At 59.9% G+C, this 25566-nt stretch carries 20 protein-coding genes; 13 read left to right on the forward strand and 7 right to left on the reverse strand.

The annotated features are described in order from the left end of the window. The first annotated feature begins 153 nt into the window (after positions 1-153). The 12 genes from AB4P91_RS04120 (at position 154) to AB4P91_RS04175 (ending at position 12379) form a co-directional block, all read left to right on the forward strand. A complete protein-coding gene (locus AB4P91_RS04120) occupies positions 154-1146 on the forward strand; it encodes a D-cysteine desulfhydrase (protein WP_395604365.1) in 993 nt (330 codons plus the stop codon). A gap of 266 nt (positions 1147-1412) precedes the next feature. Further along, positions 1413-2213 (forward strand): cystine ABC transporter substrate-binding protein, encoded by an 801-nt coding sequence (tcyJ, locus tag AB4P91_RS04125; RefSeq protein ID WP_150596767.1) that lies wholly within the window; start codon positions 1413-1415, stop codon positions 2211-2213. Further along, entirely contained in the window at positions 2213-2878 is a 666-nt protein-coding gene (gene tcyL, locus AB4P91_RS04130) for a cystine ABC transporter permease (protein WP_042557122.1), read from the forward strand. Before tcyJ ends, tcyL begins: the two co-directional genes overlap by 1 nt. Positions 2879-2882: 4 nt before the next feature. Then, positions 2883-3632 carry an L-cystine ABC transporter ATP-binding protein TcyN gene (gene tcyN, locus AB4P91_RS04135; RefSeq protein WP_150593822.1) on the forward strand — a complete coding sequence of 250 codons (750 nt, stop codon included), beginning with the start codon at positions 2883-2885 and terminating at the stop codon, positions 3630-3632. 474 nt (positions 3633-4106) lie between these two features. Beyond that, complete coding sequence (locus tag AB4P91_RS04140; RefSeq protein ID WP_150596766.1) at positions 4107-4871, forward strand: hypothetical protein; 765 nt, start codon at positions 4107-4109, stop codon at positions 4869-4871. A gap of 300 nt (positions 4872-5171) precedes the next feature. Further along, complete coding sequence (locus tag AB4P91_RS04145; protein WP_395604366.1) at positions 5172-6413, forward strand: SfnB family sulfur acquisition oxidoreductase; 1242 nt, start codon at positions 5172-5174, stop codon at positions 6411-6413. A 35-nt stretch (positions 6414-6448) separates the two neighbouring features. After that, a complete protein-coding gene (locus tag AB4P91_RS04150; RefSeq protein ID WP_395604367.1) occupies positions 6449-7642 on the forward strand; it encodes an SfnB family sulfur acquisition oxidoreductase in 1194 nt (397 codons plus the stop codon). After that, on the forward strand, positions 7642-8994 hold the full coding sequence (locus AB4P91_RS04155; RefSeq protein ID WP_395604368.1) for an LLM class flavin-dependent oxidoreductase: 1353 nt from the start codon (positions 7642-7644) through the stop codon (positions 8992-8994). Before AB4P91_RS04150 ends, AB4P91_RS04155 begins: the two co-directional genes overlap by 1 nt. Positions 8995-9119: 125 nt before the next feature. Further along, positions 9120-9929 (forward strand): MetQ/NlpA family ABC transporter substrate-binding protein, encoded by an 810-nt coding sequence (locus AB4P91_RS04160; RefSeq protein WP_395604369.1) that lies wholly within the window; start codon positions 9120-9122, stop codon positions 9927-9929. A 2-nt stretch (positions 9930-9931) separates the two neighbouring features. Beyond that, on the forward strand, positions 9932-11053 hold the full coding sequence (locus tag AB4P91_RS04165; protein ID WP_395604370.1) for a methionine ABC transporter ATP-binding protein: 1122 nt from the start codon (positions 9932-9934) through the stop codon (positions 11051-11053). Continuing rightward, positions 11043-11687 (forward strand): methionine ABC transporter permease, encoded by a 645-nt coding sequence (locus tag AB4P91_RS04170; RefSeq protein WP_150593815.1) that lies wholly within the window; start codon positions 11043-11045, stop codon positions 11685-11687. Before AB4P91_RS04165 ends, AB4P91_RS04170 begins: the two co-directional genes overlap by 11 nt. Before the next feature lie 65 nt (positions 11688-11752). Further along, complete coding sequence (locus AB4P91_RS04175) at positions 11753-12379, forward strand: bifunctional 2-polyprenyl-6-hydroxyphenol methylase/3-demethylubiquinol 3-O-methyltransferase UbiG (protein ID WP_150593814.1); 627 nt, start codon at positions 11753-11755, stop codon at positions 12377-12379. Position 12380: 1 nt separating this feature from the next. Here the strand turns inward: AB4P91_RS04175 and AB4P91_RS04180 are convergent, their stop codons facing one another. The 4 genes from AB4P91_RS04180 to AB4P91_RS04195 form a co-directional block, all read right to left on the reverse strand. Further along, positions 12381-14633, reverse strand: coding sequence for a glycoside hydrolase (locus AB4P91_RS04180; protein WP_395604371.1), 2253 nt, complete (start codon positions 14631-14633; stop codon positions 12381-12383). A gap of 89 nt (positions 14634-14722) precedes the next feature. Further along, positions 14723-17788 carry an efflux RND transporter permease subunit gene (locus tag AB4P91_RS04185; RefSeq protein WP_395604372.1) on the reverse strand — a complete coding sequence of 1022 codons (3066 nt, stop codon included), beginning with the start codon at positions 17786-17788 and terminating at the stop codon, positions 14723-14725. After that, positions 17785-18852 (reverse strand): efflux RND transporter periplasmic adaptor subunit, encoded by a 1068-nt coding sequence (locus tag AB4P91_RS04190; protein ID WP_395604373.1) that lies wholly within the window; start codon positions 18850-18852, stop codon positions 17785-17787. The genes AB4P91_RS04185 and AB4P91_RS04190 overlap by 4 nt, the downstream gene beginning before the upstream one ends. Continuing rightward, on the reverse strand, positions 18849-19952 hold the full coding sequence (locus AB4P91_RS04195) for an efflux RND transporter periplasmic adaptor subunit (protein WP_042557108.1): 1104 nt from the start codon (positions 19950-19952) through the stop codon (positions 18849-18851). Before AB4P91_RS04195 ends, AB4P91_RS04190 begins: the two co-directional genes overlap by 4 nt. 140 nt (positions 19953-20092) lie before the next feature. On the opposite strand from AB4P91_RS04195, the gene AB4P91_RS04200 reads away from it, so the two are divergent. Next, complete coding sequence (locus AB4P91_RS04200) at positions 20093-21289, forward strand: AAA family ATPase (protein ID WP_150596759.1); 1197 nt, start codon at positions 20093-20095, stop codon at positions 21287-21289. 985 nt (positions 21290-22274) lie between these two features. Here the strand turns inward: AB4P91_RS04200 and AB4P91_RS04205 are convergent. From AB4P91_RS04205 to AB4P91_RS04215, 3 genes are all read right to left on the reverse strand, one after another. After that, the gene (locus AB4P91_RS04205) at positions 22275-23072 is read right to left on the reverse strand and encodes a MetQ/NlpA family ABC transporter substrate-binding protein (protein ID WP_150593809.1); all 798 of its coding nucleotides are present in this window, start codon (positions 23070-23072) and stop codon (positions 22275-22277) included. A 167-nt stretch (positions 23073-23239) separates the two neighbouring features. Beyond that, a complete protein-coding gene (locus AB4P91_RS04210; RefSeq protein ID WP_395604374.1) occupies positions 23240-24172 on the reverse strand; it encodes a sigma 54-interacting transcriptional regulator in 933 nt (310 codons plus the stop codon). 54 nt (positions 24173-24226) lie between these two features. Beyond that, positions 24227-24808 (reverse strand): alpha/beta hydrolase, encoded by a 582-nt coding sequence (locus tag AB4P91_RS04215; RefSeq protein WP_395604375.1) that lies wholly within the window; start codon positions 24806-24808, stop codon positions 24227-24229. Between the last annotated feature and the right edge of the window lie 758 nt (positions 24809-25566).

Here is a 25566-nt window from a genome sequence, read left to right on the forward strand (position 1 = left end):
GCGTCAACGGCGACCACTTTACGGCATGCCTGCGCGGGCGAATTAAGAACCGATAGTGCTGTCCTCAGTCCATTTGGCTATAAGCGATTCGCGGTTGCCCCTGCAAAATCGACTGCCTATAGTCCTTTCATCTTTCTCCGCCAGTACGGACTCATGATTAAACAACAGCTGGACCGTTTTAACCGTCTCGACCTGCTCGGCCAACCCACCCCGCTGGAAAAACTGGAGCGCCTCTCTGCTTGGCTCGGCCGCGACGTTTACATCAAACGCGATGACCTGACGCCGCTGGCCATGGGTGGCAACAAATTACGCAAACTCGAATACCTCGCGGCCGATGCGCTCGCGCAGGGCGCCGACACGCTGATCACCGCAGGCGCGCTGCAATCGAACCATGTTCGCCAGACCGCAGCACTGGCCGCCAAACTGGGCCTGAGTTGTGTCGCGCTGCTGGAAAATCCGTTGGGCACTGACGACAGTAACTACACCAGCAACGGCAATCAGCTGCTGCTGGACCTGTTCGACACCAAAGTCGAGTTGGTCGAAAACCTCGACAACGCCGACGAACAACTGGCCGCCCTCGCCGCGCGTTTGCGCAGCAACGGCAAGAAGCCGTATCTGGTGCCGATCGGTGGCTCGAATGCGCTCGGAGCGCTGGGTTACGTGCGTGCGGGCCTGGAGCTGGCCGAGCAGATCAAGGACACCGGCCTCGACTTCGCCGCCGTGGTATTGGCGTCGGGCAGTGCCGGCACGCACAGCGGTCTGGCGCTGGCCCTGAGCGAAGCGTTGCCCGAATTGCCGGTGATCGGCGTAACCGTTTCGCGTAGCGAAGAAGACCAGCGCCCGAAGGTACAGGGTCTGGCCGAACGCACCGCGGAGCTGCTCGGCGTGGAACTGCCGGCAAGCTTCAAGGTCGAGTTGTGGGACGAGTACTTCGGCCCGCGCTACGGCGAACCGAATGCCGGGACACTGGCGGCGGTGAAGCTATTGGCGAGTCAGGAGGGTCTGTTGCTGGATCCGGTGTATACCGGCAAGGCCATGGCGGGTTTGCTCGATGGCATTGGCCGTTCGCGCTTCGATCAAGGTCCGATTATTTTCCTGCACACCGGTGGGGCCCCGGCGCTGTTTGCCTATAAGGATTTTCTGTAACTGAAAGATCAAAAGATCGCAGCCTTCGGCAGCTCCTGCGAAGAGCAGGGCTGCGATTTTTTCGAATTCGCCACATATTCTGAAAACGAATATCAAATTAGATAATTAGTATTTTCAAGTCTAAGACAGAAGCCATATAGTCTCGCCGCAGGCGAATTTCGCGAGAGACGCATAAGCTGCTTTAAGGCAGGATAGCGCTGTCGTTCAAATCACCCATTTGCCTACATTCCTTAAGCGTCTTCCATAAGAAAACACAGGGGCTTGTCATGAATTTTTCCGCACTACGTCGCAATCTGCTGGTTGGTTCGCTGGGCCTGGCGCTGAGCGCCGGTCTGATCGGCCAGGCAGTGGCCGGTGAGCAGCTGCAACAGATCAAGGACAAAGGCGTTATCAACGTCGGCCTGGAAGGCACTTACCCACCGTTCAGCTTCGTCGATGCCGACGGCAAACTGTCCGGTTTCGAAGTCGAGCTCTCCGAAGCCCTGGCGCAAAAACTCGGTGTCAAAGCCAAGATCCAGCCAACCAAATGGGATGGCATCCTCGCCGCGCTGGAATCCAAGCGCCTGGACGTCGTGGTCAATCAGGTGACCATCTCCGAGGAGCGCAAGAAGAAGTACGACTTCTCCGAACCGTACACCGTCTCCGGTATCCAGGCGTTGGTGCTGAAGAGCAAGGAATCCGCGCTGAACATCAAGACCGCCGCCGACCTGGCCGGCAAGAAAGTCGGTGTAGGTCTGGGCACCAACTACGAGCAGTGGGTCCGCGCCAACGTGCCGGGTGCAGACGTGCGTACCTATGATGATGATCCGACCAAGTTCGCCGATCTGAACAACGGCCGTACCGATGCCATCCTGATCGACCGTCTGGCCGCTCTCGAATACGCCAAGAAAGCCCCGAAAACCGTCGCTGCCGGTGAAGCCTTCTCCCGTCAGGAATCGGGTATAGCCCTGCGCAAAGGCGAGCCTGAATTGCTGGCAGCCCTGAACAAGGCCCTCGACGAACTGCGTGCCGACGGCACCCTTGAGAAGCTGTCCACGAAATACTTCAACGCTGACGTCACTAAATAATGGAAGAAGCTTTCCAACTCGCACTTGATTCCGCGCCCTTTCTGCTCAAGGGCGCGTATTACACGGTTGTCCTCAGCCTTGGCGGGATGTTCTTCGGCCTGCTGCTGGGCTTTGGCCTGGCGTTGATGCGCCTGTCGCGCTTCAAGTCGGTCAGCTGGCTGGCCCGCATCTACGTGTCGTTCTTTCGCGGCACGCCGTTGCTGGTGCAGCTGTTCGTGATCTATTACGGCTTGCCGCAAATGGGCCTGGAGCTTGATCCGCTGCCAGCGGCGCTGATCGGCTTTTCGCTGAACATGGCCGCCTATGCCTGTGAAATCCTGCGCTCCGCGATCGGCTCGATCGAACGCGGCCAGTGGGAGGCCGCTGCGAGCATCGGCATGACCCGCGCGCAAACCTTGCGTCGGGCCATCCTGCCGCAAGCGATGCGCACGGCATTGCCGCCGCTGGGCAACAGCTTCATTTCACTGGTCAAGGACACTGCACTGGCCGCAACCATTCAGGTGCCGGAACTATTCCGTCAGGCGCAGCTGATTACCGCCCGGACTTTCGAAGTCTTCACCATGTATCTTGCCGCCGCGCTGATCTACTGGATTCTGGCCACGGTGCTGTCGCACTTGCAGAACAAGTTGGAAGAGCGGGTCAATCGGCACGACCAGGAGTCCTGACCCCATGATTGTCGTGGAAAAACTGACAAAGCAGTTCAAGGGTCAAGTGGTGCTCAACGGCATTGACCTTGAGGTAAAGGAAGGCGAGGTTGTCGCGATCATCGGCCCTAGCGGCTCGGGCAAGACGACGTTCCTGCGCTGCCTGAATTTCCTTGAAGAACCCACCAGCGGCCGGATCAAGGTCGGCGATATCGAAATCGATACCCGCCGCCCGCTGAACCAGCAGCAAGGTCTGGTGCGCAATCTGCGCCAGCACGTGGGCTTCGTGTTCCAGAACTTCAACCTGTTCCCCCATCGCACCGCTTTGGAAAACGTCATCGAAGGGCCGATCGTGGTCAAGAAGATGCCCCGCGAGCAAGCGGTTGCCTTGGGCATGAAGCTACTGACCAAAGTCGGTCTCGCCGGCAAGGAAGACGCTTATCCGCGTCGACTTTCAGGGGGTCAGCAACAGCGCGTGGCGATTGCCCGGGCGTTGGCGATGGAGCCGGAAGTGATTCTGTTCGACGAGCCGACTTCGGCCCTCGATCCGGAACTGGTCGGCGAAGTGCTGGCGACCATCCGCGGTCTCGCCGAAGAAAAACGCACCATGGTGATCGTCACCCACGAAATGGGCTTCGCCCGTGACGTGGCCAACCGTGTGGTGTTTTTCGACAAGGGCGTGATCGTAGAACAAGGTGAAGCCAAAGCGTTGTTTGCCAACCCGAAAGAAGAACGCACTCAACAGTTTCTCAGCAAGTTCCTGAATCACGCCTGAGAATGTTTAACGCACCCTCTCCAACTTCCATGGATGGAAGTTATCTTTACCCCGCTCCAATCCTCTCCCGACTATATACACGCCAGGCACACTCAACGCACGACATGTATATATGTTCTGCAACAGATAAAACTCGTCTGAAACTTATCGAATGTCACTGGCATGAGTATGAATAACTCTGCGTCAAAACGGCTAAAAAAGCCTGTGAATGGTAGTCAGATTCGCTTTTATGCCTAGGAGTTCGACGTCAGAAATGTAGGAAACTTCTGATAGAACCTCAATTCCAAGATTAACTACCGCCGACTATTGACACCCCTCCCCGCACCCTCTTATCTAGTCGCCAACCGGCACTACTTAGTTCAATCAACTCACTTTCAAGTTTAACAAAATGTTCATTGCTTTATTGCCAGTTGATTCATGCCATTTGTTCTTCCAGAAACGGACTTCGCTGCAAGGCTTCAAGGAGAGAAATCGATGACTCGCACTTCGCACACCCCCGAACTGGCAGCACCGACACTGTCGCCAGCGCAAAAAACCGGCATCAACCTGACCGCCGCCGCCCATCTGCTGGTCGCCGTTTCGCCCTATCCCGACATGGACGGCGGCGACCTGATCGAACTGTTCTGGAACAAGTGCTACGTCGCATCAAAGGTGCTGACCGCCGAGGACGTTGGCGAGTCGATCAGCCTGCGTGTGCCGGAGAGTTTCATTGCCAACGGCACCGCGCGTATCCACTACCGGGTGATGCAAGTCGGTCAGGGCGCGGCACTGTCGGCGGCGACCCGCGTGCAGGTCAAACTCGATTGTCCTGGCGGCCAGCCAGCCGCCGTGTGCGGTGACGAAAACCAGCAACTGGCGCCGGTGATAATTCCCGATGCCATTCGCCGTCAGGGGGTGAATCCGAATCAGATCAAACGCGGCGTGCCACTGACCATAGAGCCCTACCTGAACATGGCGGAAGACGACGCCATCACTTTGCGCTGGGGCGACGTTCGTATGGATCTCGCGCCGATCACGGCTGCCGATATCGGGCTGCCGATTCAGGTCTGGGTGCCGCCGGCGGTCATCGTCGAAGCCGGCGAGGATATGCGCTTGGACGTGACCTACTGCATCCTCGACCGGGTCGGCAACAACTCGCGCTGGGCACCGCCACGGGCATTGAAGATCGGTTGTGTGAATCCTTATCTGAAGGTGCCTTTGAGGCAAGCACTCAAGGCGGCCGAAACGCGCAAGCCTTAGCAGTGAATCCAAGGGGTGAGGGAACGTTCGCCTCACCATCGTTCAAGATCACCGCAGGTGTTTTGCCAACCTTGGAAATCTAGACCAACTCGACCATCAACCCTTCTATACATATTCCTAAAAGTTAGTTTATTTAATTTTTATACACGTTTAGGGTATATGAACCGGACCACCGGACATTCTTTCTTTCGCTGCACTGTGCGGCGTTTTCATGAGATGTGAGGTAGGTCGTATGGTCCGGAACACAATCACCCCAGTGCAGATCGCCAGGGCATTGCGTGCAGCCAAGGAGCGGCACTGATGTCCAGTCTGGCAGATGCAATCGTCCAGTCTGATCTGGACATCGCCCCGTTGTTGTTGCCCGCGCAAGTCCTGCAAAACGACGCCCAGGCCCTAGAGGCCGCCATTGAGCTGGCGCAAGTCGCCCGCGTGCAGGCCGCCAAGCGCGACCGCCAACGCAAATTGCCGTGGTCGGAAATCGAACAGTTCACCCGCAGTGGTCTGGGCAGCATTGCCATCCCGCGCGAATACGGTGGTCCGCAGGTTTCGTTCGTCACGCTGGCCGAGGTGTTCGCGATTATTTCCGCCGCCGATCCCGCGCTGGGACAGATCCCGCAGAACCAGTTCGGCATTATCAACCTGGTGCTGGGCTGCGCCACCGAAGCGCAGAAAAAGCAGCTGTTCCAAAGTGTTCTGGAAGGCTGGCGCATCGGCAATGCCGGCCCTGAACGCGGCACCAAAAACACCCTGGAACTGAAAGCGCGCATCACCGCTGACGGCGATGAGTACGTGATCAACGGCCAGAAGTTTTATTCCACCGGCTCGCTGTTTGCGCACTGGGTCGCGGTGAAAGCGCTCAACGACGACGGCAAGCAAGTGCTGGCCTTCGTCCGCCGCGGCACACCGGGTTTGCGCATTGTTGATGATTGGTCGGGCTTCGGTCAGCGCACCACCGCCAGCGGCACGATCCTGCTGAACAACGTGCGCGTCGAAGCGAGTCTTGTCGTCGACAACTGGAAGATCAACGAAACCCCGAACATTCAAGGCGCGGTGTCACAGCTGATTCAAGCAGCGATCGACGCCGGCATCGCCCGTGGTGCCATCGAAGACGCCATCGAGTTTGTCAAAACCCGCGCGCGGCCATGGATTGACGCCAAGGTCGAGCGCGCCAGCGATGACCTCTATGTCATAGCTGACATCGGCAAGCTGAAAATCGAACTGCACGCCGCCGAAGCGCTGCTGCGCAAGGCCGGGCAAGTGCTCGATCAGGTACACGCCGCGCCAGTCACCGTCGAGTCCGCCGCCCGCGCCTCGATAGCTGTGGCTGAAGCCAAAGTGCTGACCACCGAGATCTCGCTGCTGGCCAGCGAAAAGCTTTTCGAACTGGCCGGCAGCCGCGCCACCCTCGCCGAATTCAACCTCGACCGTCACTGGCGCAACGCCCGCGTGCACACGCTGCACGACCCGGTGCGCTGGAAATATCACGCGGTCGGCGCCTATCGCCTGAACGGCACGTTGCCGGCTCGCCATTCCTGGATTTGACCAGAACACTTTTGACCAGATCTCTGGAGAAGCACATGACTTTTTCCCATCCCGTCGCGGTCATCACCAGCGATGAGCAAGCCCTGATCGTCGCCAGCGACCTGGCCGAAGATTTCAAACGCGACAGCGCCCTGCGCGACCGTGAACGACGCCTGCCGCTGCCGGAACTCGACGTGTTTTCCCGCTCCGGCCTGTGGGGCATCACCGTCCCCAAGGAATACGGCGGCGCCGCTGTGTCCAACGTCACCCTGGCCAAAGTCATCGCCCTGATCGCTCAGGCTGACGGCTCTCTTGGGCAGATTCCGCAGAACCATTTCTATGCCCTCGAAGTCCTCAGGGTAAACGGCAGCCACGCGCAGAAACAACGGTTGTACGCCGAGGTGCTGGCCGGCCAGCGCTTTGGCAATGCACTGGCGGAACTGGGCACCAGAACCGCCCACGACCGCGTGACCAGTCTCAAGCGTGATGGCGACGGCTATCGCATCAACGGCCGCAAGTTCTACGCAACCGGGGCGATTTACGCGCAGCGCATTCCTACCTCAGTGGTCGATGAAAACGGCGTGCAGCAACTGGCCTTCGTCCCGCGTGACAGCCAAGGCCTGATCGTGATCGACGACTGGAGCGGCTTCGGCCAGCGCACCACTGGCAGCGGTTCGGTGGTGTTCGAAGACGTGTACGTCGCAGCGCAAGACGTGCTGCCGTTTCAAAGCGCCTTCGAACGCCCGACCACCGTCGGCCCGCTGGCGCAGATCCTTCACGCCGCCATCGACACCGGTATCGCCCGCGCCGCTTATGAAGACGCGCTGCACTTTGTGCGCAGCAAAACCCGGCCATGGATCGACTCGGGTAATGACACTGCCACCGAAGATCCGCTGACACTGAAAAGCTTCGGCCACTTGAGTATTCGCCTGCACGCGACCGAGGCTTTGCTTGAGCGCGCCGGCGAATTCCTTGATGTCGCGCAGGCCGAAACCAACGCGGACACCGTCGCCGCGGCATCGATTGCCGTCGCCGAAGCACGCGCCATCAGTACTGAAATTTCGCTGGCCGCCGGTAGCACGCTGTTCGAACTGGCCGGCAGCCAGGCCACGCTGATCGAACACGGCCTCGACCGCCACTGGCGCAACGCCCGGGTGCACACCCTGCACGACCCGGTGCGCTGGAAGTATCACGCGGTGGGCAATTACTACCTCAACGATGAAAACCCGCCACTGCGGGGCACCATCTGATGAGCAAGAAAAAAATCCTGCTCAACGCGTTCAACATGAACTGCATCGGGCATATCAACCATGGCTTGTGGACGCACCCGCGCGACACGTCGACCCAATTCAATAGAATCGAATACTGGACCGAATTGGCGCAGTTGCTGGAGCGAGGACTGTTCGACGGGCTGTTCATCGCCGACATCGTCGGCGTGTATGACGTCTATCAGAACTCGGTAGATGTCACGTTGAAGGAGTCGATCCAGTTGCCGGTGAACGATCCGTTGTTGCTGGTTTCGGCGATGGCTGCCGTGACCCAAAACCTGGGTTTCGGCCTGACTGCCAACCTCACCTACGAACCGCCGTATCTGTTCGCCCGGCGCATGTCGACACTCGATCATCTGAGCCGTGGGCGCGTGGGCTGGAACATCGTCACCGGTTACCTCGACAGCGCCGCCAAAGCCATGGGCCTGAGCGAGCAAGTCGAGCATGACCGGCGCTACGACCAGGCCGATGAATACCTTGAGGTGCTCTACAAACTCTGGGAAGGCAGCTGGGAAAACGGTGCGGTACTCAACGACCGCGAACAGCGTATCTACGCCCAACCGGAAAAAGTGCACAAGGTCGAGCACAAAGGCGAGTTCTATCAGGTCGAGGGTTATCACCTCTGCGAGCCGTCGCCGCAGCGCACGCCGGTGCTGTTTCAGGCCGGCAGTTCTGATCGCGGCTTGCTGTTTGCCGGGCGCCACGCCGAGTGCGTGTTCATCAGCGGCCAGAACAAACCGTCGACCAAGGTTCAGGTCGACAAGGTCCGTGCCAGCGCTACAGAGGCCGGGCGCAATCCCGAGGACATCAAGGTGTTCATGGGCCTCAACGTGATCGTCGGTGCAACAGAAGAAGCGGCCTGGGCCAAGCACGCTGAATATCTCGGCTACGCCAGTGCCGAGGCCGGCGTGGCGCATTTCTCCGCGTCCACCGGCATCGACTTTTCCCAGTACCAGATCGACGAGCCGATCCAGTACGTGAAAAACAACGCTATACAGTCCGCCACCAAAAACCTGCAAAACAACGACTGGACCCGACGCAAATTGCTAGACCAGCACGCTCTCGGTGGCCGCTACATCACCGTGGTCGGCTCGGCTGAGCAAGTGGCAGATGAACTGGAATCGTGGATCGCCGAAACCGGTCTGGACGGTTTTAACCTGACCCGCATCGTCACGCCGGAAAGCTACGTGGATTTCATTGATTTGGTGATTCCGGAGCTGCAGCGGCGTGGGTCGTACAAGACCGCGTATGACAGCGGCAGCTTGCGCGAGAAGCTGTTTCACGGCGAGGCGCACTTGCCCGAGCAACACACGGGTTCCGCGTTTCGCCGCTAAAAGCATCCCTGGCAAGCCAGCTCCCACAAGGGTCTGTGGCGTTCACAAAACCTGTGGGAGCTGGCTTGCCAGCGATGAGGCCGCAACAGACACCAAAAATTTAGGCACTGACTGGAAAACTCATCATGACCAAGAAAACCCTGTCCCACCCAGTCAAAGCACTGGCCCTGGCCCTCGGCCTGTTCAGCTCGGCGGTTTTCGCCGCCGACGCCCCGCTGAAAATCGGCACCACCGCCGCCTTCGCCATCCCGCTGGAAGCCGCCGTCGAGGAGGCCAGCAAACAAGGCCTGAACGTCGAGCTGGTGGAGTTCACCGACTGGATCGCACCGAACGTTAGCCTCGCCGCCGGCGACATCGACGTGAACTACTTTCAGCACATTCCGTTCCTCGAAAATGCCAAAGCCGCCGCCGGTTTTGACCTGGTGCCGTTCGCCCCGGGGATCATCAACAACGTCGGCCTCTTCTCAAAGAAATACACAAGTTTTGACGCGTTGCCGGAAGGCGCCAGCGTTGCCATCGCCAACGATCCGATCAACAGCGGTCGCGGTCTGCAACTGCTGGCCAAGGCCGGTCTGATCACGCTCAAACCGGGCGTCGGCTATAAAGCCACCGAAGACGACATCGTCGCCAATCCGAAGAAAATCAAAATCCTCCAGGTCGAAGCCGTGCAACTGGTGCGCGCTTACGACGACGCTGATCTGGTCCAGGGCTACCCGGCCTATATTCGCCTGGCGAAGACCTTCGATGCCGGCTCGGCACTGCTGTTCGATGGCCTCGATCACAAGGAGTACGTGATCCAGTTCGTGATTCAGCCGAAGAGCAAAACCGACCCGCGCCTGATCAAATTCGTCGATATCTATCAGCATTCCCCAGCCGTTCGCGCGGCACTGGATAAGGCCCACGGCAAGCTGTACCAGGCCGGTTGGGAAAGCTGAGCATGACGGCCGCGACCCAACGGCGACTGGAGCTTCCAGAGCCAAAGAATGCTGAGCGCACTGAACTGCACCCGCAACTGAACCGCGCCCACGTGCGCTTCATCAACCTCGGCAAAACCTACGACGGCCGACAAGGCCCGGTCGCTGCGTTGCAAGGCATCGACCTGGCGATCCAGCGCGGTGAAGTGTTCGGGATTATCGGCCGCAGCGGTGCCGGCAAGTCGTCGCTGATTCGTACGATCAATCGTCTGGAACAACCGACTTCAGGGCGGGTGCTGATCGATCAAGTGGACATTGGCGAGTTCGATGAACACCGCTTGGTCGCTCTGCGTCGGCGAATCGGCATGATTTTCCAGCACTTCAATCTGATGTCGGCCAAGACCGTTTGGCAGAACGTCGAGTTGCCGCTGAAAGTCGCCGGTGTGCCCAAAGAACAACGCGAGAACAAGGTCCGCGAACTGCTGGAGCTGGTGGGCCTGCAAGGCAAGCACAAGGCTTATCCGGCGCAGCTCTCCGGCGGGCAGAAACAGCGTATCGGCATCGCCCGCGCGCTGGTGCATGACCCGGATATTTTGCTATGTGACGAAGCGACTTCGGCGCTCGATCCGGAGACCACGCAATCGATTCTCGGTTTGCTGCGCGAGATCAACCAGCGTCTGGGCCTGACCATCGTATTGATCACCCACGAAATGGCAGTGATTCGCGAAATCTGCGACCGCGTGGTGGTGCTGGAACACGGGCAAATCGTCGAGCAAGGTCCGGTCTGGGAAGTGTTTGGCAACCCGCAACACGAGGTCAGCCAAACGCTGCTCGCGCCGCTGCAACATGCGTTGCCGCAAGAGTTGCAAAGCCGTCTGCACGCGCATTCGCCCTCCAGCGAAGCGGCTGTGGTTCTGCGTTTGCAGTTCACTGGCAGCGCCAGCGACGAGCCCGATCTGGCCGCGTTGTTCGCGGCCCTCGGTGGGCGGGTCAAGTTGTTGCAGGGCGGCGTCGAACGGATTCAGGGCCATGCGCTGGGGCAGTTGCTGCTGGCGGTCAGTGGTGCTTCGCTGGACGCCGAAACATTGCGCCAACGCGCCGGGCAATGGGCGCAACGGGTGGAGGTGCTGGGTTATGTGGTTTGATCGCTTGCTGCAGGGTTTCATCGATACGTTTTTGATGGTCGGCGTGTCGTCGTTGATCGCGCTGCTGGTGGGCATTCCCATGGCGGTGATTCTGGTCACCAGCGACAAGGGCGGGATCTACGCAGCTCCGGCGCTGAACCGCGCTTTGGGCGCATTCGTGAACCTGTTCCGTTCGATCCCGTTTCTGATTCTGATGGTCGCGCTGATCCCGTTTACGCGGCTGATCGTCGGCACCACCTACGGCGTATGGGCGGCGGTGGTGCCACTGACCATTGCTGCCACGCCGTTCTTTGCGCGGATCGCCGAGGTGAGCTTGCGTGAAGTTGACCACGGCTTGATCGAAGCCGCGCAAGCGATGGGTTGCCGGCGCTGGCACATCGTCTGGCATGTGCTGCTGCCGGAGGCACTGCCAGGCATCGTCGGCGGCTTCACTATCACCCTGGTGACGATGATCAACTCCTCGGCCATGGCCGGCGCGATTGGTGCCGGTGGGCTGGGCGACATCGCCTATCGCTACGGTTATCAGCGCTTTGATAGCCAGATCATGCTGACGGTGATTGTGTTGCTGGTGGCGCTGGTGGCGGTGATTCAGCTCGGCGGTGATCGCTTGGCGCGTGGCTTGAACAAGCGCTGAGGCGATCTTTTAAAGCGCGAAAGCGCTTATAGTCAGCCCATCTCTCTTTACGCCACGAACAGACCATGAAGCAGACCCCTACCGACCTCGAACAGATCACCGCCACCACCCTCGGTCACTACAACTCGGTGGCCGAGGACTTTCGCGAAGGCACCCGCGATCACGATGTCAGCCAGAACATCGACGCGCTGTTGCGGCACATTCAGGGCACGGCACCGTTCACGATTCTTGATTTCGGCTGTGGGCCGGGGCGGGATTTGCAGACGTTCACGCGCATGGGCCACGTGGCTGTCGGCCTCGACGGCTCGGAAAAATTTGCGCAGATGGCGCGTGAGGACAGTGGTTGCGAAGTGCTGCAGCAAGATTTCCTGAAGCTGGATTTGCCCGCAGCGCGCTTCGACGGCGTTTTCGCCAACGCGGTGCTGTTCCATGTGCCGTTGCAGGAACTGCCGCGGGTTTTGCAGCAACTGCACGCCAGCCTGAAACCGGGTGGCGTGCTGTTCAGTTCCAATCCACGCGGCGATAACAGCGAGGGCTGGAACGGCCCACGTTATGGCGCTTATCACGATCTGGAGGCGTGGCGCGGGTTGCTCACGGCGGCCGGTTTCGTCGAGCTGGAACACTACTTCCGGCCAGCAGGGCTGCCGCGAGAGCAACAGCCGTGGCTGGCGAGTGTTTGGCGCAAGGTCTGACTCAGGGAGCGTTATGCGCCCGGTAGTGGCTCACCGTACCGTCGGGCAGCAACACCGTGAGGCTCTCGCCCGGCAGGGTCTGGCCGCGCACTTCACGCGCGGCTTGATCGAAGTTGGCCAGCAATCGAGTGCCGTCCGCGAAGGTTGTCTGCTGCACGCGTCGATCATCGCTCAGCCATTCGAATCCGGTCAGCGCCTGCTTCGCCAGACGTTCATGCAACGGGCGGAAAAAAACGTCCTGCCGCGCCATCAGCGGCAGCCGCTGCGCCAGCGTCGCCGCGCTCAGGTGATACAGCGGCGGCACGTTGTAGAGCAACTGCGTGAGCTCATTCGCCGCCCGCACGTTGCTCAGCTTCAGGCTGTCGTACAACCAGTGATGGGTGGTGATGACCGAACCGTGGAACACCGCCTGGTACAGCGGCAAACGGCTGGCCGGATCAAAGTGGATGCGGCGGTACGGTTCTTTGATCGGCACAGGCTTGAAGAACACTGCCGGTTGCTCCGGGGGATACCATTTGCCGACGAAGTATTCAGAGTCAGGATTTTTACTCATATCGACATCGCCCCAGCCGATCACCGGCGTCTGCATGCCATGGGCGAACAGCACGCCTTGCGCTGTAGTCGCGTTGCCATCCTCGGAGCCGGTGGGCAGTTGCAAGACCTGATTGATCCAGCGTGACGCCTCGACGTTGCTTTCGGCATTTTGCGCTTGCGTCATCGTGGCACCAGGGCGGTAACTGTCGAGCACCATGCCCGTGGCGTAGGCGTCGAGGAACCAACTGTTGAAACCGGCAGCGGCGCTGATGGCGCTGACGCGTTTCTCCAGCAACGGCCGCACGCAACGCGGATCGGTGTAGTGTCCCGACTGCTGGAAACCGGTTTTCAGCGTGCGGTCTTCCAGCACGATGGCGCATTCGGTGTTCGCCATGTCGCCCAGGTGCGCGGTGATCCAGTCCGGGTTTTCGTCACGGCTCAGGGCGGTCTGGTAGGAGTCATACGGAGCGATCAGGTACCCCGCCTTCACCGCTGCGCGAACCACCTCCGGCTGCCAAAGTCCGCCCTCCCAACCCTCGCCAAGCCCCAGCCACAAACGCGTCAGCCCTGCGCTGTGCAAGCGTTCGAGGGTATCGAGCGACAAGGTGCTGCCCCAGCGCATGGGATCGGCGGTCAAGGCACCCGCGAATTCGCCGGCCAGTTGCCCGCGAAGGGCGCCATAACCACTGACCAGTGCCTGCATGTCCGGCACCGCGCGGGCTTGCCAGGTTTTGCGCGCCAAGGTGTTGAGCGCGCGATTGAGACTGCGCAGCAGCACCGATTGCTGGTAGCGATTGAGCACGGCTTCGCCGGCGAGCATCTGCAAGGCTTCGTGATCCATCGCGCCGCGCAGCGCGCTGGCCAGCGGTGTCTGACTGCGCAATTTGCCGAGCAGCGCCGGCCAGTTGCGCACATCTTTCGCGCCCAACAGATCATTGCCCCACAGGTAGACATGGCTGGCCCCCAGCAGCTTGCTGGCCTGCGGGGTTTTCTCAAGCTTGCTGCACAGCGTTTCATAATGGCCGTTATCGATCAGCCATTGCCGGTAGCGCTTGGCCCCCGCCAACGGGTCGGCGTCGCCCAGAAACAGGCTGAACGTCAGCGGCGTCGACGGTTGCAATGAGGTGAATTGATGCTGCGCTGACAACGCCAGGGTCTGACCGTCAGCGCTGAACAGCAGACGATTGTTGTACGGATTGCTCAGCAACCAATTGAGGCTGAACCCGTCGTGCACGACGCCCCACAGCGGCAAGCCGAGATCCTGGGTGGTATTGAATGCGCCCTCACCGAGCAGAAATTTCTGCCAGACCTGATCCCCACGCGGCACGTAATGCCCTTCGGCCAGCGGCCAGATCAAGCCTTGGCCCATGGCACTGCCGGGTTGGCGCAGGAACTCGAATTCACCTGGCTTGCGCGCGGTAATCGAGAACGAAAGGTCGCGCTGATCGAGTTCAACACTGAGGGCCCAGGCACCGTCATCCCATTGCCAGTCGAGGCGATTGCCGCTTCGGATCAATTGACTGACCTTGTGCCCTTCAACCCCCGTTGATGCCTGCACGCTGGCGCGGTCAGCCGGGGTGACCTGCACGGCAAGGGTCGCGGGGTCGATCTGCACCTGCCACAGCGCGTTGGCCAACAGCGTTGCGGCCAGCGTCGAAGGCGACAGGCACAGCCCGAGCATCAGCAGCAGCTGACGCGGCCAGCAAGCAATCGTAGACATCAGGCGTCCCTCTCCAAATGGAGGAGGGACGGTAACGCAATGAATCAGGCTTGTAAGTCAGACCGTTCCCAAAGGTGTAACAAGAGCGATCAATGTGCCGACGGCGATGAGTCTTTCTTCGGCTCGCGAATCTTGTACCAGGCCACGTACAGCGCTGGCAGAAACAGCAGCGTCAGCAACGTGGCGATGATGATCCCGCCGATCATCGCGTAAGCCATCGGCCCCCAGAACACTTCGCGGGCAATCGGGATCATGCCCAGGCTCGCCGCCGCAGCGGTCAGCAGGATCGGACGGCGTCGGTGCTCGGTCGCTTTCGCCACCGCATCCCAGGGTTCCAGACCTTCTTTCTCCAGTTCGTCGATCTGCGTGACCAGAATCACCGAGTTGCGGATGATGATGCCGATCAGCGCAAGGATCCCCAGGATCGCCACGAAGCCCATCGGCGTGCCCGTCGGGATCAGCGCCAGCACCACGCCAATCAAGCCGAGGGGCGCAACACTCGCGACCAGGAACAGCTTCTGCACACTGTGCAACTGGATCATCAGGAACGTCGCCATCAAAAACAGCATCAGCGGCACGACCTTGGCAATCGGCCCTTGGGCCTTGCCGCTTTCCTCGACCGTACCGCCAGTGGCGACCTCGTAGCCCACCGGCAACCCGGCGGCGAATTTGTCGATGTCGGGCTTGAGCTGCTTGACCAGATCGGTCGGCTGAATCTCATCGCGCACCGCCGCTTTGATGGTGATTGTCGGCTTGCGGTCGCGACGCCACACCAGCGGCTGCTCCAGCTCATAGCGCACGGTGGCGAAGGCCAGCAGTGGAATCGATGTGCCGCTCGGCGTGACGATCTGCAGGTTTTGCAGGGTCTCCGGCGTACCGCGTTCGGCATCCCCGGCACGACCGATAACGTTGATCAGGTAGATGTCGTCATCGACCTGGGTCACCGGCGAACCGACGACGATGCTGTTCATCAGGTTGGCGACGTCCTCCGAGGACAAGCCGAGTTGCCGCGCCTTGTCCTGGGCGATGTCGATGCGCAGGACTTTGCCCGGTTCATTCCAGTCGTAAATGATTTCGCCGATGTGCGAGTTCTTGTCGAGTTCGGTGGCCAGCTCGATCGCGTGCTTGCGCACCTGATCGATGTCCTTGCCGCTGACCCGGTACTGAATCGGCCGCCCTACCGGCGGGCCCATCTCCAGTGCCTGCACGTAACTGCCAATGCCGACGAAGTCCTTGCGCAGGCGTTCGCGCAGGCGCTGGCTCAAGGCCTCACGCGACTCCAGCCCCTTACTCACGATGACCAGTTGCGCGTAGTACGGGTTCTGCAATTGCTGGTCGAGGGGCAGGTAGAAACGGATCGCGCCTTCGCCGATGTAGGTGCTCCAGCGCGCGATGTCCGGGTCGTCCTTGAACGTCGCTTCGAGCCTGTCCACAGCCTTGCGGGTTTCAGCCATCGAGGCGTTCTGCGGCAGGTTGAGGTCGACGAGGATTTCCGGGCGGTCCGAAGACGGAAAGAACTGGTTCTGCACAAACTGCATGGAGAATACCGACGCCACGAACAACGCGATGGTGATGCCGATCGCCCACCAGCGGTTGCGCATGGCCCAGAACATGCCGTAGTTGAACGCGCGGCCGATGCGACCCGGTTCATCGCTGTGCGGTTTGACGTTGGCGCTGAGAATGTGCACGCCGATTACAGGTGCAAACAGCACCGCGACAATCCACGACACCAGCATCGCCACGGCAATCACCGCAAACAGGGTGAAGGTGTACTCACCCGCCGAACTGGCGTTGAGGCCGATCGGTACGAACCCGGCGACAGTCACCAGCGTACCGGTGAGCATCGGGAACGCGGTCGAGGTGTAGGCGTAGGTCGCCGCTTGCTCCTTGGTCTCGCCCATTTCCAGGCGCGTGACCATCATCTCCACCGTGATCATCGCGTCGTCCACCAGCAGGCCGAGGGCGATGATCAACGCACCCAGCGAGATCCGCTGCATGGTGATGCCGCTGTATTCCATGAACACGAAGACCATCGCCAGCACCAGCGGAATCGAGCACGCCACCACCAGACCGGCGCGCACGCCGAGGCTGATGAAGCTCACCACCAGCACGATAATGACCGCTTCGAACAGCGCACTGGTGAAACCGCCGACGGCTTTTTCCACCACGTCGGCCTGGTCGGAAACCGTGTGTACGCCGACGCCCACCGGCAAGTCGGCGGTCAGCGACTCCATGCGCTCGTGCAGCGCCTTGCCGAATTCCTGAATGTTGCCGCCCTTCTTCATCGCAATCGCGAGGCCGATGGCTTTTTTACCGTCATAACGAAATTCCGGTGTCGCCGGGTCGACGTAGCCGCGAGTGATGTTGGCGATATCGGCGAGGCGATAGAAGCGGTCGTTAAGGCGCAGGTTGACGTCGGCCAGGTCCTTCTCCGAGGCAAACTGCCCGGAGGTGCGCACAGAAATGCGCTCCGGCCCGGCTTCGATCACGCCCGCCGGGGTCACCGCGTTTTGCGATTGCAGGCTCTGCACCACCTGACGCTGATCGATGCCCAGCGCCGCCAGTTTGCGTGTGGAGAAGTTCAGGTAGAGCACTTCATCCTGCTCGCCAACCATCTCGACCTTGCCCAGCCCCGGCACTTCACGGATCTCGGCACGCACCTGTTCGACGTAATCGCGCAACTGGCGCATCGACAAGCCGTCGGCGGTGAACGCATACACCGAGCCGAACACATCACCGAACTCATCGTTGAACCCCGGCCCTTGCAGGCCTTGGGGGAAGTCGCCACGAATGTCGTTGATCTTCTTGCGCACCTGATACCAGATGTCCGGGATGTCCTTGGCGCTGGTGGTATCGCGCAGGTACACGAACACCGTGGATTCGCCGGGGCGCGTGTAACTTTTCACGTAGTCGAGGGAGTCGAGTTCTTCGAGCTTTTTCTCGATGCGGTCGGTGACCTGTTTGAGGGTTTCCTCTTGCGTCGCACCCGGCCAGCGGGTCTGGATGACCATGGTCTTGATGGTGAACGACGGGTCTTCCTCGCGGCCCAGATTCATGTACGAGAACACGCCCATCAGCAGCGCGACGAACATCAGGTACCAGACGAACGACTGATGTTTCAGAGCCCATTCGGATAGGTTGAAAGGCCCTTTCATCGTGGACTGTCCTCGTCGATTTTGACTTTCTGCCCCGGTTTGAGGCTGTTCACACCGGCCGTTACCACCCGCTCGCCAGCCTTGACGCCGCCGGACAGCACCACGGTGCTGTCGTTGCGACTGATCAGGGTGACGTCACGTGGCGAGACGGTTTGCGCTTGCGTGTCGATGACCCAGATCCGTGTTTTGCCGTCGACTTCCTGCAACACGCTGACCGGCAATTCGAGACGCGGCTTGATTGCCGAACTGAGGGTCACGCTGATCGCTGTGCCGAGACGAAAACCGGGAGGCGTCTCGGTGAGCGTCAGGCGTGCACGCCGGGTGCGGGTGGCACTCTGGGCCTGAGGTTCAATTTCGCGGATGATCGCCGTGGTGTTGATGCTCGGGTCGAGTTGTGCGGCGACCAGAAACACCACATCCGGTGGCAGTTGATCGACCAGGGTATCGGGCAGGTCGATCACCGCTTCCTTGATGTCCGGTTGCGCCAGCGTCACCACTTGCTGGCCAGCGGTAACCACTTGCCCGGCCTCGGCATTCCACGCGGTGACCACGGCTTTGTGATCGGTGCGCAGTTGCACGTAGTCGAGCTGATCCTTGGCCTGGCTCAGCGACGCCTTGGCCTGATCCAGCGAAGCCTTAGTGGTTTTCAGGTCGGTTTGGGCGATGTCCAGTTGCGCCTGCGCACCGACGCCACGGTCAAATAATTGCTGCTGGCGACGGGCGTTGGCCTGGGCATTGATGTACTGCGCTTGAATGCGCGCCAGATCCCCTTGGGCGGCGCGCAACCGGTTCTGCTGGTCGGTCGGGTCGAGTGTGGCGAGCAAGGCGCCCTTCTCGACTTCGGCGCCGACATCGACGTTACGGCTGGCGATACGTCCCGGGATGCGGAAACCAACGTTGCTTTCGTAGCGTGCCTGGATGCTCCCGGCAAAACGCCCGAGGTCTTCCTGATTGAGGGTTTTTACTTCCACCGACAACACTGGACGCACCGGCTCCGGCGGCGCTTCTTTTTCCGAGCACGCGGCCAGCGCCAGCAACGCCGTAAGCAACCACAGGCGCTTCATGGCTGGGCTCCCACTTGCAGATCCTTGTAAGTGTTTTCGGCAATCTCGACTTTCATCCCCGGATGCAGCAACTGGCCGCCGGCGATGATCACTTTGTCACCAGCCTTCAAACCGTCGCTGACGATGACTTTGCCGGTCAGGTAACGCCCGACCGTGACTGTGTGCAGTTGCGCGCGGCCCTCGCCGTCGATGATCCACACCGCCGGCTCGCTGAGGTTTTTGGTCAGCGCCGACCACGGCAGTTCTACGGCGGATTGGCCGGGCGTCTTGGCCGTGGCGCTGACCACCGAGCCGAGCTGCATGCCTTCCGGCAGGCTGTCGAGGGTGACTTTGACTTGCACGGTGCCGGTCTGCGCGGATACCGCCGGTGTGATTTCGCGCACAGTGCCGGTGGTTTTGATTTTTGGATTGTCGAGCAGGCTGACTTCAATCGAGCGATCCGTCGGCGGTCCGGCCAACAGCGACTCGTAGACGTTGAACACCGCGTCGCGCTCACCGTCACGGGCCAGGCTGTAGATCGGCACGGTGGCTTGCACGACCTGGCCAACTTCGGCCTGGCGCGCGGTGATGATCCCCGGCGCTTCGGCGATCAGCGAGGTGTAGCTCAGTTGCTCGCGGGCATTGGCCAGTTGTGCCTGAGCGGCCGTCAGCGCGCTCTGGCTGCTGCGCAATTGTGCTTGCGCGGCGTCATATTCGGATTGGCTGGTGTAGCCCTTGGGCAAGAGTTTCTGCTGGCGGACGAAAGCCGCTGCGCTCTGTTTGACCCGCGCCTGCTCGGCCACCACTTGTGCCTGTGCGGAGTCGACGTTGGTCTGCAAATCTTTCGGATCGAGTTTGGCCAGCACCTGTTTGGCGGTGACGCGGTCGCCGACGTCAACCGAACGCTGGATGATCTTGCCGCCGACACGGAACGACAGATCGGTCTGCACCCGCGCCTGCACGTCGCCGGTCAGCGTCACCGAAGCCGCGTAATCCGCCGGTTTGACCTCTTGCACGAAGACCCGGGGCAGTTCTTTTTCGACCTGTTTCTTATCGCCACAGGCGGCCAGCAATGTGAGCAGGCCGAGCACGACCACTGTTTTCAATCCGGGACTCGCCATGCAGACTCCTTCCTGTGTACGAACGTGCAAGTGACGATACGACTGTGAGCTTAGAACAGGGTTCCGCCATTGCGCGCATGATGCTGCATTTACCCCTGTAGGCGCTGCCCCGCGCAAGAACGATCAAGAGAAGGATTTTTATGCTCAGGACCCTCGCGGTGGCCAATTACCGCTCGATCAATAAATTGGTGATCCCGTTGGGTCGGCTGAACCTGATCACCGGCCCCAACGGCAGCGGCAAGTCCAACCTGTACCGGGCGCTGCGCCTGTTGGCGGAAACTGCACAGGGCGGCGTGGTCAATGCGCTGGCCCGTGAAGGCGGGCTGGATTCGACGTTCTGGGCCGGACCGGAAACCATCAGTCGCCGGATGCGCAACGGTGAGGTGGCGATCGAGCCGACGGTGCGCCAAGGCGTCAAACGTCTGCGCCTGGGGTTTGCCGGGGAGGATTTCAGTTATTCGATCAGCCTCGGGCTGCCCGATTCCAACGGCCACTTCATGTTGCCGGAGAATCCGCGGCCGATTCCCTCGCGGTTCAGCCTTGATCCGCAAATCAAGCGCGAATGCATCTGGGCTGGCCCTCATTACCGGCCCGCCAGCCTGCTGGTGGACCGTGACGGGCCAATGATCCGTGCCCGCTCTGAGAGAAAATGGGACGTTCTGGCACAACACACACCGAACTTCGACAGCCTGTTCGATCAGGTCGGCAGCCTGCGCAGCTCGCCGGAAGTATTCCAGATGCGCGAGTTCATCCGCCGCTGGCGCTTCTATGATCACTTTCGCAGCGATGCCGACGCCGCAGTGCGCCAGCCGCAACTGGGCACGCGCACGCCGGTGTTGCATCACGATGGTCGCGATCTGGCGGCGGCGTTGCAGACGATCATCGAAATAGGCGATGCCGACGCGATGCGGGCCGCCATCACCGACGCGTTTCCCGGCGCGCGGTTGCACATCGAATCCCAAGCCGGCGGACGTTTCGCCATCGAATTTTTTCAGGAAGGGTTACTGCGACCATTGTCGGCGGCGGAGCTGTCGGACGGGACGTTGCGTTATCTGCTGCTGGTCGCGGCATTGCTCACGCCACGACCACCGTCGTTGATGGTGCTCAACGAACCAGAAACCAGCCTGCACCCGGACCTGCTACCGGCGCTGGCGCGGTTGATTATCAAAGCGTCGCAAGAGTGTCAGGTGTGGGTGGTATCCCATGCGCGGCGGTTGATCTCGGCGTTGCAAGAAGACCCGGAGTGCAATTGCATTGTGCTGGAGAAGACGCTGGGGCAGACCGGCATTGTCGGGCAGCGCGTGCTGGATGAGCCGGCGTGGCATTGGCCTGACTGATTCCGAAACCAAAAATCTCGTGACCTGCGGCAGTTTCTGGGCTGCCACGAAAACGGTTAAAGCCTAATTGGTATCAAGCAAAAACCTGTCCGTGAATTTGCCGGGAAGGAATAAGAAAGCTATTTTCCTTTTCGATGTAGGAAGGATCTTTTTTTGACGAAAGCCCTCCAAGGACGAACAGCTTTTGGCCAGACTCCCCCGGCCAACCCCCATAACAAGGAAGAGAACATGGACGTAAAAGTGCCGCAGCGACTGGATCCGCAGGAGATTGTGAAATTGTTGATGGCGTTGAGGCGGGCGTTGAAGGCCCAGGTGGCCTGAGAATCAAAAGCCCCTCACCCCAGCCCTCTCCCGGAGGGAGAGGGGGCCGACCGAGGTGTCTGGCGTTTTACATCGACCTGAAAAATCGAGTCGATTATGGATTCAGCACAGATCTTTCACGTCGGCGTACCTCTACGACATCCCCCGACCAGTCCCTCTCCCTCCGGGAGAGGGGGGCGACCGAGGTGCCTGGCGTTTTACATCGACCTGAAAAATCGAGTCGATTATGGATTCAGCACAGATCTTTCACGTCGGCGTACCTCTACGACATCCCCCGATCAGTCCCTCTCCCTCCGGGAGAGGGGGCCGACCGAGGTGTCTGGCGTTTTACATCGACCTGAAAAATCGAGTCGATTATGGATTCAGCAGAGTTCGTTCACGTCGGCGTACCTCTACGACATCCCCCGACCAGCCCCTCTCCCTCCGGGAGAGGGGGCCGACCGAGGTGCATGGCGTTTTACATCGACCTGAAAAATCAAGTCGATTATGGATTCAGCAGAGTTCGTTCACGTCGGCGTACTTCTAAAGCATCCCCCGATCAGTCCCCTCTCCCTCCGGGAGAGGGCTAGGGTGAGGGGCTTTTAAAGGCACACACAAAAACGCCGATGCCCATCACTGGCCATCGGCGTTTTTACACCTGAAGGGGGTGTTTTAAAACGTCAGATCAGAACGCCGGCAGTACCGCGCCGTTGTACTTCTTCTCGATGAACGCTTTGACTTCCGGGCTGGTCAGGGCTTTGGCCAGTTTCTGGATCGCGTCGCTGTTCTTGTTGTCCTCACGGGCCACCAGGAAGTTCACGTACGGCGAATCAGCGCCTTCGATCACCAGCGCATCCTTGGTCGGATTCAAACCGGCTTCCAGCGCGTAGTTGGTGTTGATCATGTCCAGATCAACTTCCTTCAGAACGCGTGGCAGCAGCGCCGATTCCAGTTCCTTGAACTTGAAGTTGTGCGGGTTCTTGGCGATGTCTTTCGGCGTTGCCAGGGCATTTTTCGGGTCTTTGAGTTCGATCAGGCCAGCCTTCTGCAGCAGGATCAGAGCGCGGCCGCTGTTGCTGCCTTCGTTCGGGATGGCGATGGTTGCGCCGTCCGGCAGTTCAGCCAGGGTTTTGTACTTGCTCGAGTAACCACCAAACGGTTCAACGTGCACGCCTTGCACGGTCACCAGGTACTTGGACTTGTCGTCCTTGTATTTGCCGGCGTTGAAGCTGTCCAGGTATGGCTTGGTCTGGAAGTAGTTGGCGTCCAGACGCTTCTCGCCAACCTGTACGTTCGGCTGAACGTAGTCGGTGAAGACTTTGACTTCCAGATCCACGCCTTCTTTGGCGAGGGTCGGTTTGATCAGTTCAAGAATTTCAGCGTGCGGGACCGGGGTCGCCGCGACTACCAGTTTCTCGCCGGCCTGGGCCAGGGAAGCCGTCAAAGCTGCCGCCAATGCGGTGAACAACAGAACCTTTTTCATGCAGTGTCCTTATCGAAAATCACGGTCGCTCATGGCGACGGCTATTAATACGTGTGCCAGTGGAATGCTATCGCCGGCGTGAAGCGGACAATACCGGGATTTTTTATTCCCGGACAATAACGTTTATTCAGCTTCATATTCCATTTTGTTCATGTTGAACGAAGCGGTTACAGCTGCTTGCTCAAGCTAATCAGCAATTCTTTCAACGCTTTACGCTCATCGACACTGCCACCGATGTTGATTTGCGTCACGAGCCGCTCGATCTGAACCTGCGGGCCAGACGCGTCGGGCAGGTTCAGGTGCTCCGGCAGAATCTCGTCGCCGGTGCTCACCAACAAGGCAAAGTGAATGACGTTTTCCAGCTCACGGGTGTTGCCCGGCCAACTGTGTTGCTCCAAAACGTGCTGCGCCGCTTCGCTGATCAGCGGCACTGGCAGGTCCAGACGCTGGCTGTAGATGCCGAGGAAATATTCGGCCAGCGACAGGATGTCGCCGATTCGCGCGCGCAGCGCCGGCAACTCCAGTTGCCCTTCGCTGAGGTAATGATAGAGCCGCTCGTGGAATTTCCCGGCGTCCACCGCTTGCGCCAGATCGATACTGGTCGCCGCCACCAGCCGCACATCCACTGGGCTCGGCTGATGCGCGCCAACGCGAGTGACTTCGTGGTTTTCCAGCGCGGCAAGCAACTTGATCTGGATCGGCAACGGCAAGTCGCCAATTTCATCGAGGTACAAAGTGCCGCCGTTGGCTGAGCCGAACCAGCCAGCGCGACTGCTCGCAGAACCGGTGTAACTGCCGGCCGCATAACCGAACAGCTCGGCATCGGCGTAGGTCGGGCTGATCGCCCCGCAATTGACTGAAACAAACAGGCCGCTGCGGTCACTGGCGCGATGGATGTGGCGGGCGAGCAACTCCTTACCGGTGCCGGTCTCACCACGGATCAATACCGAGACCGATCGTGGCGCCAACTGCTCAAGTTCTTCACGCAACTGACGCGAGCGCGGATCGACAAACACCAGCGCTTTGGCGCGAATGCTCAGGGGGCTTTTTTCCGCATCGGGAAAGGTCAGCAGCGGCTGACCGAAAGTTTCGAAACTCATGGCGGACTCCCGCCCAGAACCGCCGGCAGACGGGGGCGTTTGAAGAAGTAAAAATCAGGCGCGACGTCGGGCGTGGTGTTCCATGCGGTTTTGCAGGCGATAGAGATAGGCAAAACCCTGCTCCCAGCGCTGATGCCCGGACTTCACATTGATATGCCCGGCACCGGCCAGAATTCCCGCCTCGGCACCCCAGTTGCGTGCCATTTCCAGAGCACGCGGCGTACTGACGGCGGCGTCGTTGTCGGAGCTGACGACCTGGCTCGGGAACGGCAGCAGATCGCTCGGGATCGGCGCGAAATTGCGCAGCGCCGGGGCGCAAGCCGGGCGCTCGACATCCGCCGGCGCAACCAGCAAGGCGCCGCGTACCTGACGCAGGAATTGAAAAGGCGCGCTCGCCGCCCAATGGGCGAGAGTGATGCAGCCGAGGCTGTGCGCGATGAGGATGACCGGCGTGCTGTCAGCGGCAATCGCCTCGGCCAGCGCCGCGACCCAGTCTTCACGGCGCGGGGTCAGCCAGTCGGCCTGTTCCACCCGCGCGCTGTTCGGCAAGCTGTTCTGCCAGTGAGTTTGCCAATGATCTTCTGGCGATCCCTGCCAGCCCGGCACAATCAGGTAGCGAATTGATTCGTTGCGCATGGGGAAGCTCTCCTGCGTGTCTGTTCCTGAACGAGTATAGGGAGGGGATTTATATCCGTTAAGGAATAAGAAGCTATTTATTAAGACCTTAATTGCATATACGTTTCCCGGAACGCTTTAGGTCAACGGCCCTCATCCCCCAGGAGAGGCCTAGGGTGAGGGTGCGGGGCTTCTGCCGTAAATCCAGACATAAAAAAGGGCCGCACCCTGCCAAGGAGACGGCCCCGGAAAATCTTAAATGCTGTTAACCCGACCAGCCGCCAGCTAACCGCGCCAGATCGATTCCTGTGCAGATAGCGGTAGCCTCATGATGTATTCCCCCATGTAAACATTTCGCGCGAATTTGGTTTCGGTTTGATGAATTTTGAAATCGACGGGCACGCTGACCCAGCCGACCTGCACGACATCAGCCTGCTTGCCCGCAACGTGCACCCGCAAGTACCGCGGGCGAACACGCAGAAGCTGACTACACTAAAAATTGCGCTATCGAATTCATCGATGAGGAACGCGAGAAATTCTGGCGTCTGCATTTTTCGTACATCAAACCGCACTGCTGGAACTAGCAACTGTACTTATTTCATACCACACCTTGTACAGTACGAAATCGATTCTCGATGCCGTCCGCTTGGCGCCCTTTCAGGCCAGCAAACGCTCCGTATTCACCAGCCGCGACACAGCAGCGTTATCACCTGGAAATTGATCTGGGGAGATTCATGGTCTGGCTGCGGCTGTGTGTTGAGTAACGAGGGGGATTTTGC

This window comes from Pseudomonas sp. B21128 (assembly GCF_044218865.1).
GTDB lineage: Bacteria > Pseudomonadota > Gammaproteobacteria > Pseudomonadales > Pseudomonadaceae > Aquipseudomonas > Aquipseudomonas iridis.

Excerpts from the sequence above, each read along its gene's own strand:
- AB4P91_RS04120 (WP_395604365.1), top strand. The coding sequence starts at position 154 with ATGATTAAACAACAGCTGGACCGTTTTAACCGTCTCGACCTGCTCGGC.
- tcyJ (WP_150596767.1), top strand. The coding sequence starts at position 1,413 with ATGAATTTTTCCGCACTACGTCGCAATCTGCTGGTTGGTTCGCTGGGC.
- tcyL (WP_042557122.1), top strand. The coding sequence starts at position 2,213 with ATGGAAGAAGCTTTCCAACTCGCACTTGATTCCGCGCCCTTTCTGCTC.
- tcyN (WP_150593822.1), top strand. The coding sequence starts at position 2,883 with ATGATTGTCGTGGAAAAACTGACAAAGCAGTTCAAGGGTCAAGTGGTG.
- AB4P91_RS04140 (WP_150596766.1), top strand. The coding sequence starts at position 4,107 with ATGACTCGCACTTCGCACACCCCCGAACTGGCAGCACCGACACTGTCG.
- AB4P91_RS04145 (WP_395604366.1), top strand. The coding sequence starts at position 5,172 with ATGTCCAGTCTGGCAGATGCAATCGTCCAGTCTGATCTGGACATCGCC.
- AB4P91_RS04150 (WP_395604367.1), top strand. The coding sequence starts at position 6,449 with ATGACTTTTTCCCATCCCGTCGCGGTCATCACCAGCGATGAGCAAGCC.
- AB4P91_RS04155 (WP_395604368.1), top strand. The coding sequence starts at position 7,642 with ATGAGCAAGAAAAAAATCCTGCTCAACGCGTTCAACATGAACTGCATC.
- AB4P91_RS04160 (WP_395604369.1), top strand. The coding sequence starts at position 9,120 with ATGACCAAGAAAACCCTGTCCCACCCAGTCAAAGCACTGGCCCTGGCC.
- AB4P91_RS04165 (WP_395604370.1), top strand. The coding sequence starts at position 9,932 with ATGACGGCCGCGACCCAACGGCGACTGGAGCTTCCAGAGCCAAAGAAT.
- AB4P91_RS04170 (WP_150593815.1), top strand. The coding sequence starts at position 11,043 with ATGTGGTTTGATCGCTTGCTGCAGGGTTTCATCGATACGTTTTTGATG.
- AB4P91_RS04175 (WP_150593814.1), top strand. The coding sequence starts at position 11,753 with ATGAAGCAGACCCCTACCGACCTCGAACAGATCACCGCCACCACCCTC.
- AB4P91_RS04180 (WP_395604371.1), bottom strand. The coding sequence starts at position 14,633 with ATGTCTACGATTGCTTGCTGGCCGCGTCAGCTGCTGCTGATGCTCGGG.
- AB4P91_RS04185 (WP_395604372.1), bottom strand. The coding sequence starts at position 17,788 with ATGAAAGGGCCTTTCAACCTATCCGAATGGGCTCTGAAACATCAGTCG.
- AB4P91_RS04190 (WP_395604373.1), bottom strand. The coding sequence starts at position 18,852 with ATGAAGCGCCTGTGGTTGCTTACGGCGTTGCTGGCGCTGGCCGCGTGC.
- AB4P91_RS04195 (WP_042557108.1), bottom strand. The coding sequence starts at position 19,952 with ATGGCGAGTCCCGGATTGAAAACAGTGGTCGTGCTCGGCCTGCTCACA.
- AB4P91_RS04200 (WP_150596759.1), top strand. The coding sequence starts at position 20,093 with ATGCTCAGGACCCTCGCGGTGGCCAATTACCGCTCGATCAATAAATTG.
- AB4P91_RS04205 (WP_150593809.1), bottom strand. The coding sequence starts at position 23,072 with ATGAAAAAGGTTCTGTTGTTCACCGCATTGGCGGCAGCTTTGACGGCT.
- AB4P91_RS04210 (WP_395604374.1), bottom strand. The coding sequence starts at position 24,172 with ATGAGTTTCGAAACTTTCGGTCAGCCGCTGCTGACCTTTCCCGATGCG.
- AB4P91_RS04215 (WP_395604375.1), bottom strand. The coding sequence starts at position 24,808 with ATGCGCAACGAATCAATTCGCTACCTGATTGTGCCGGGCTGGCAGGGA.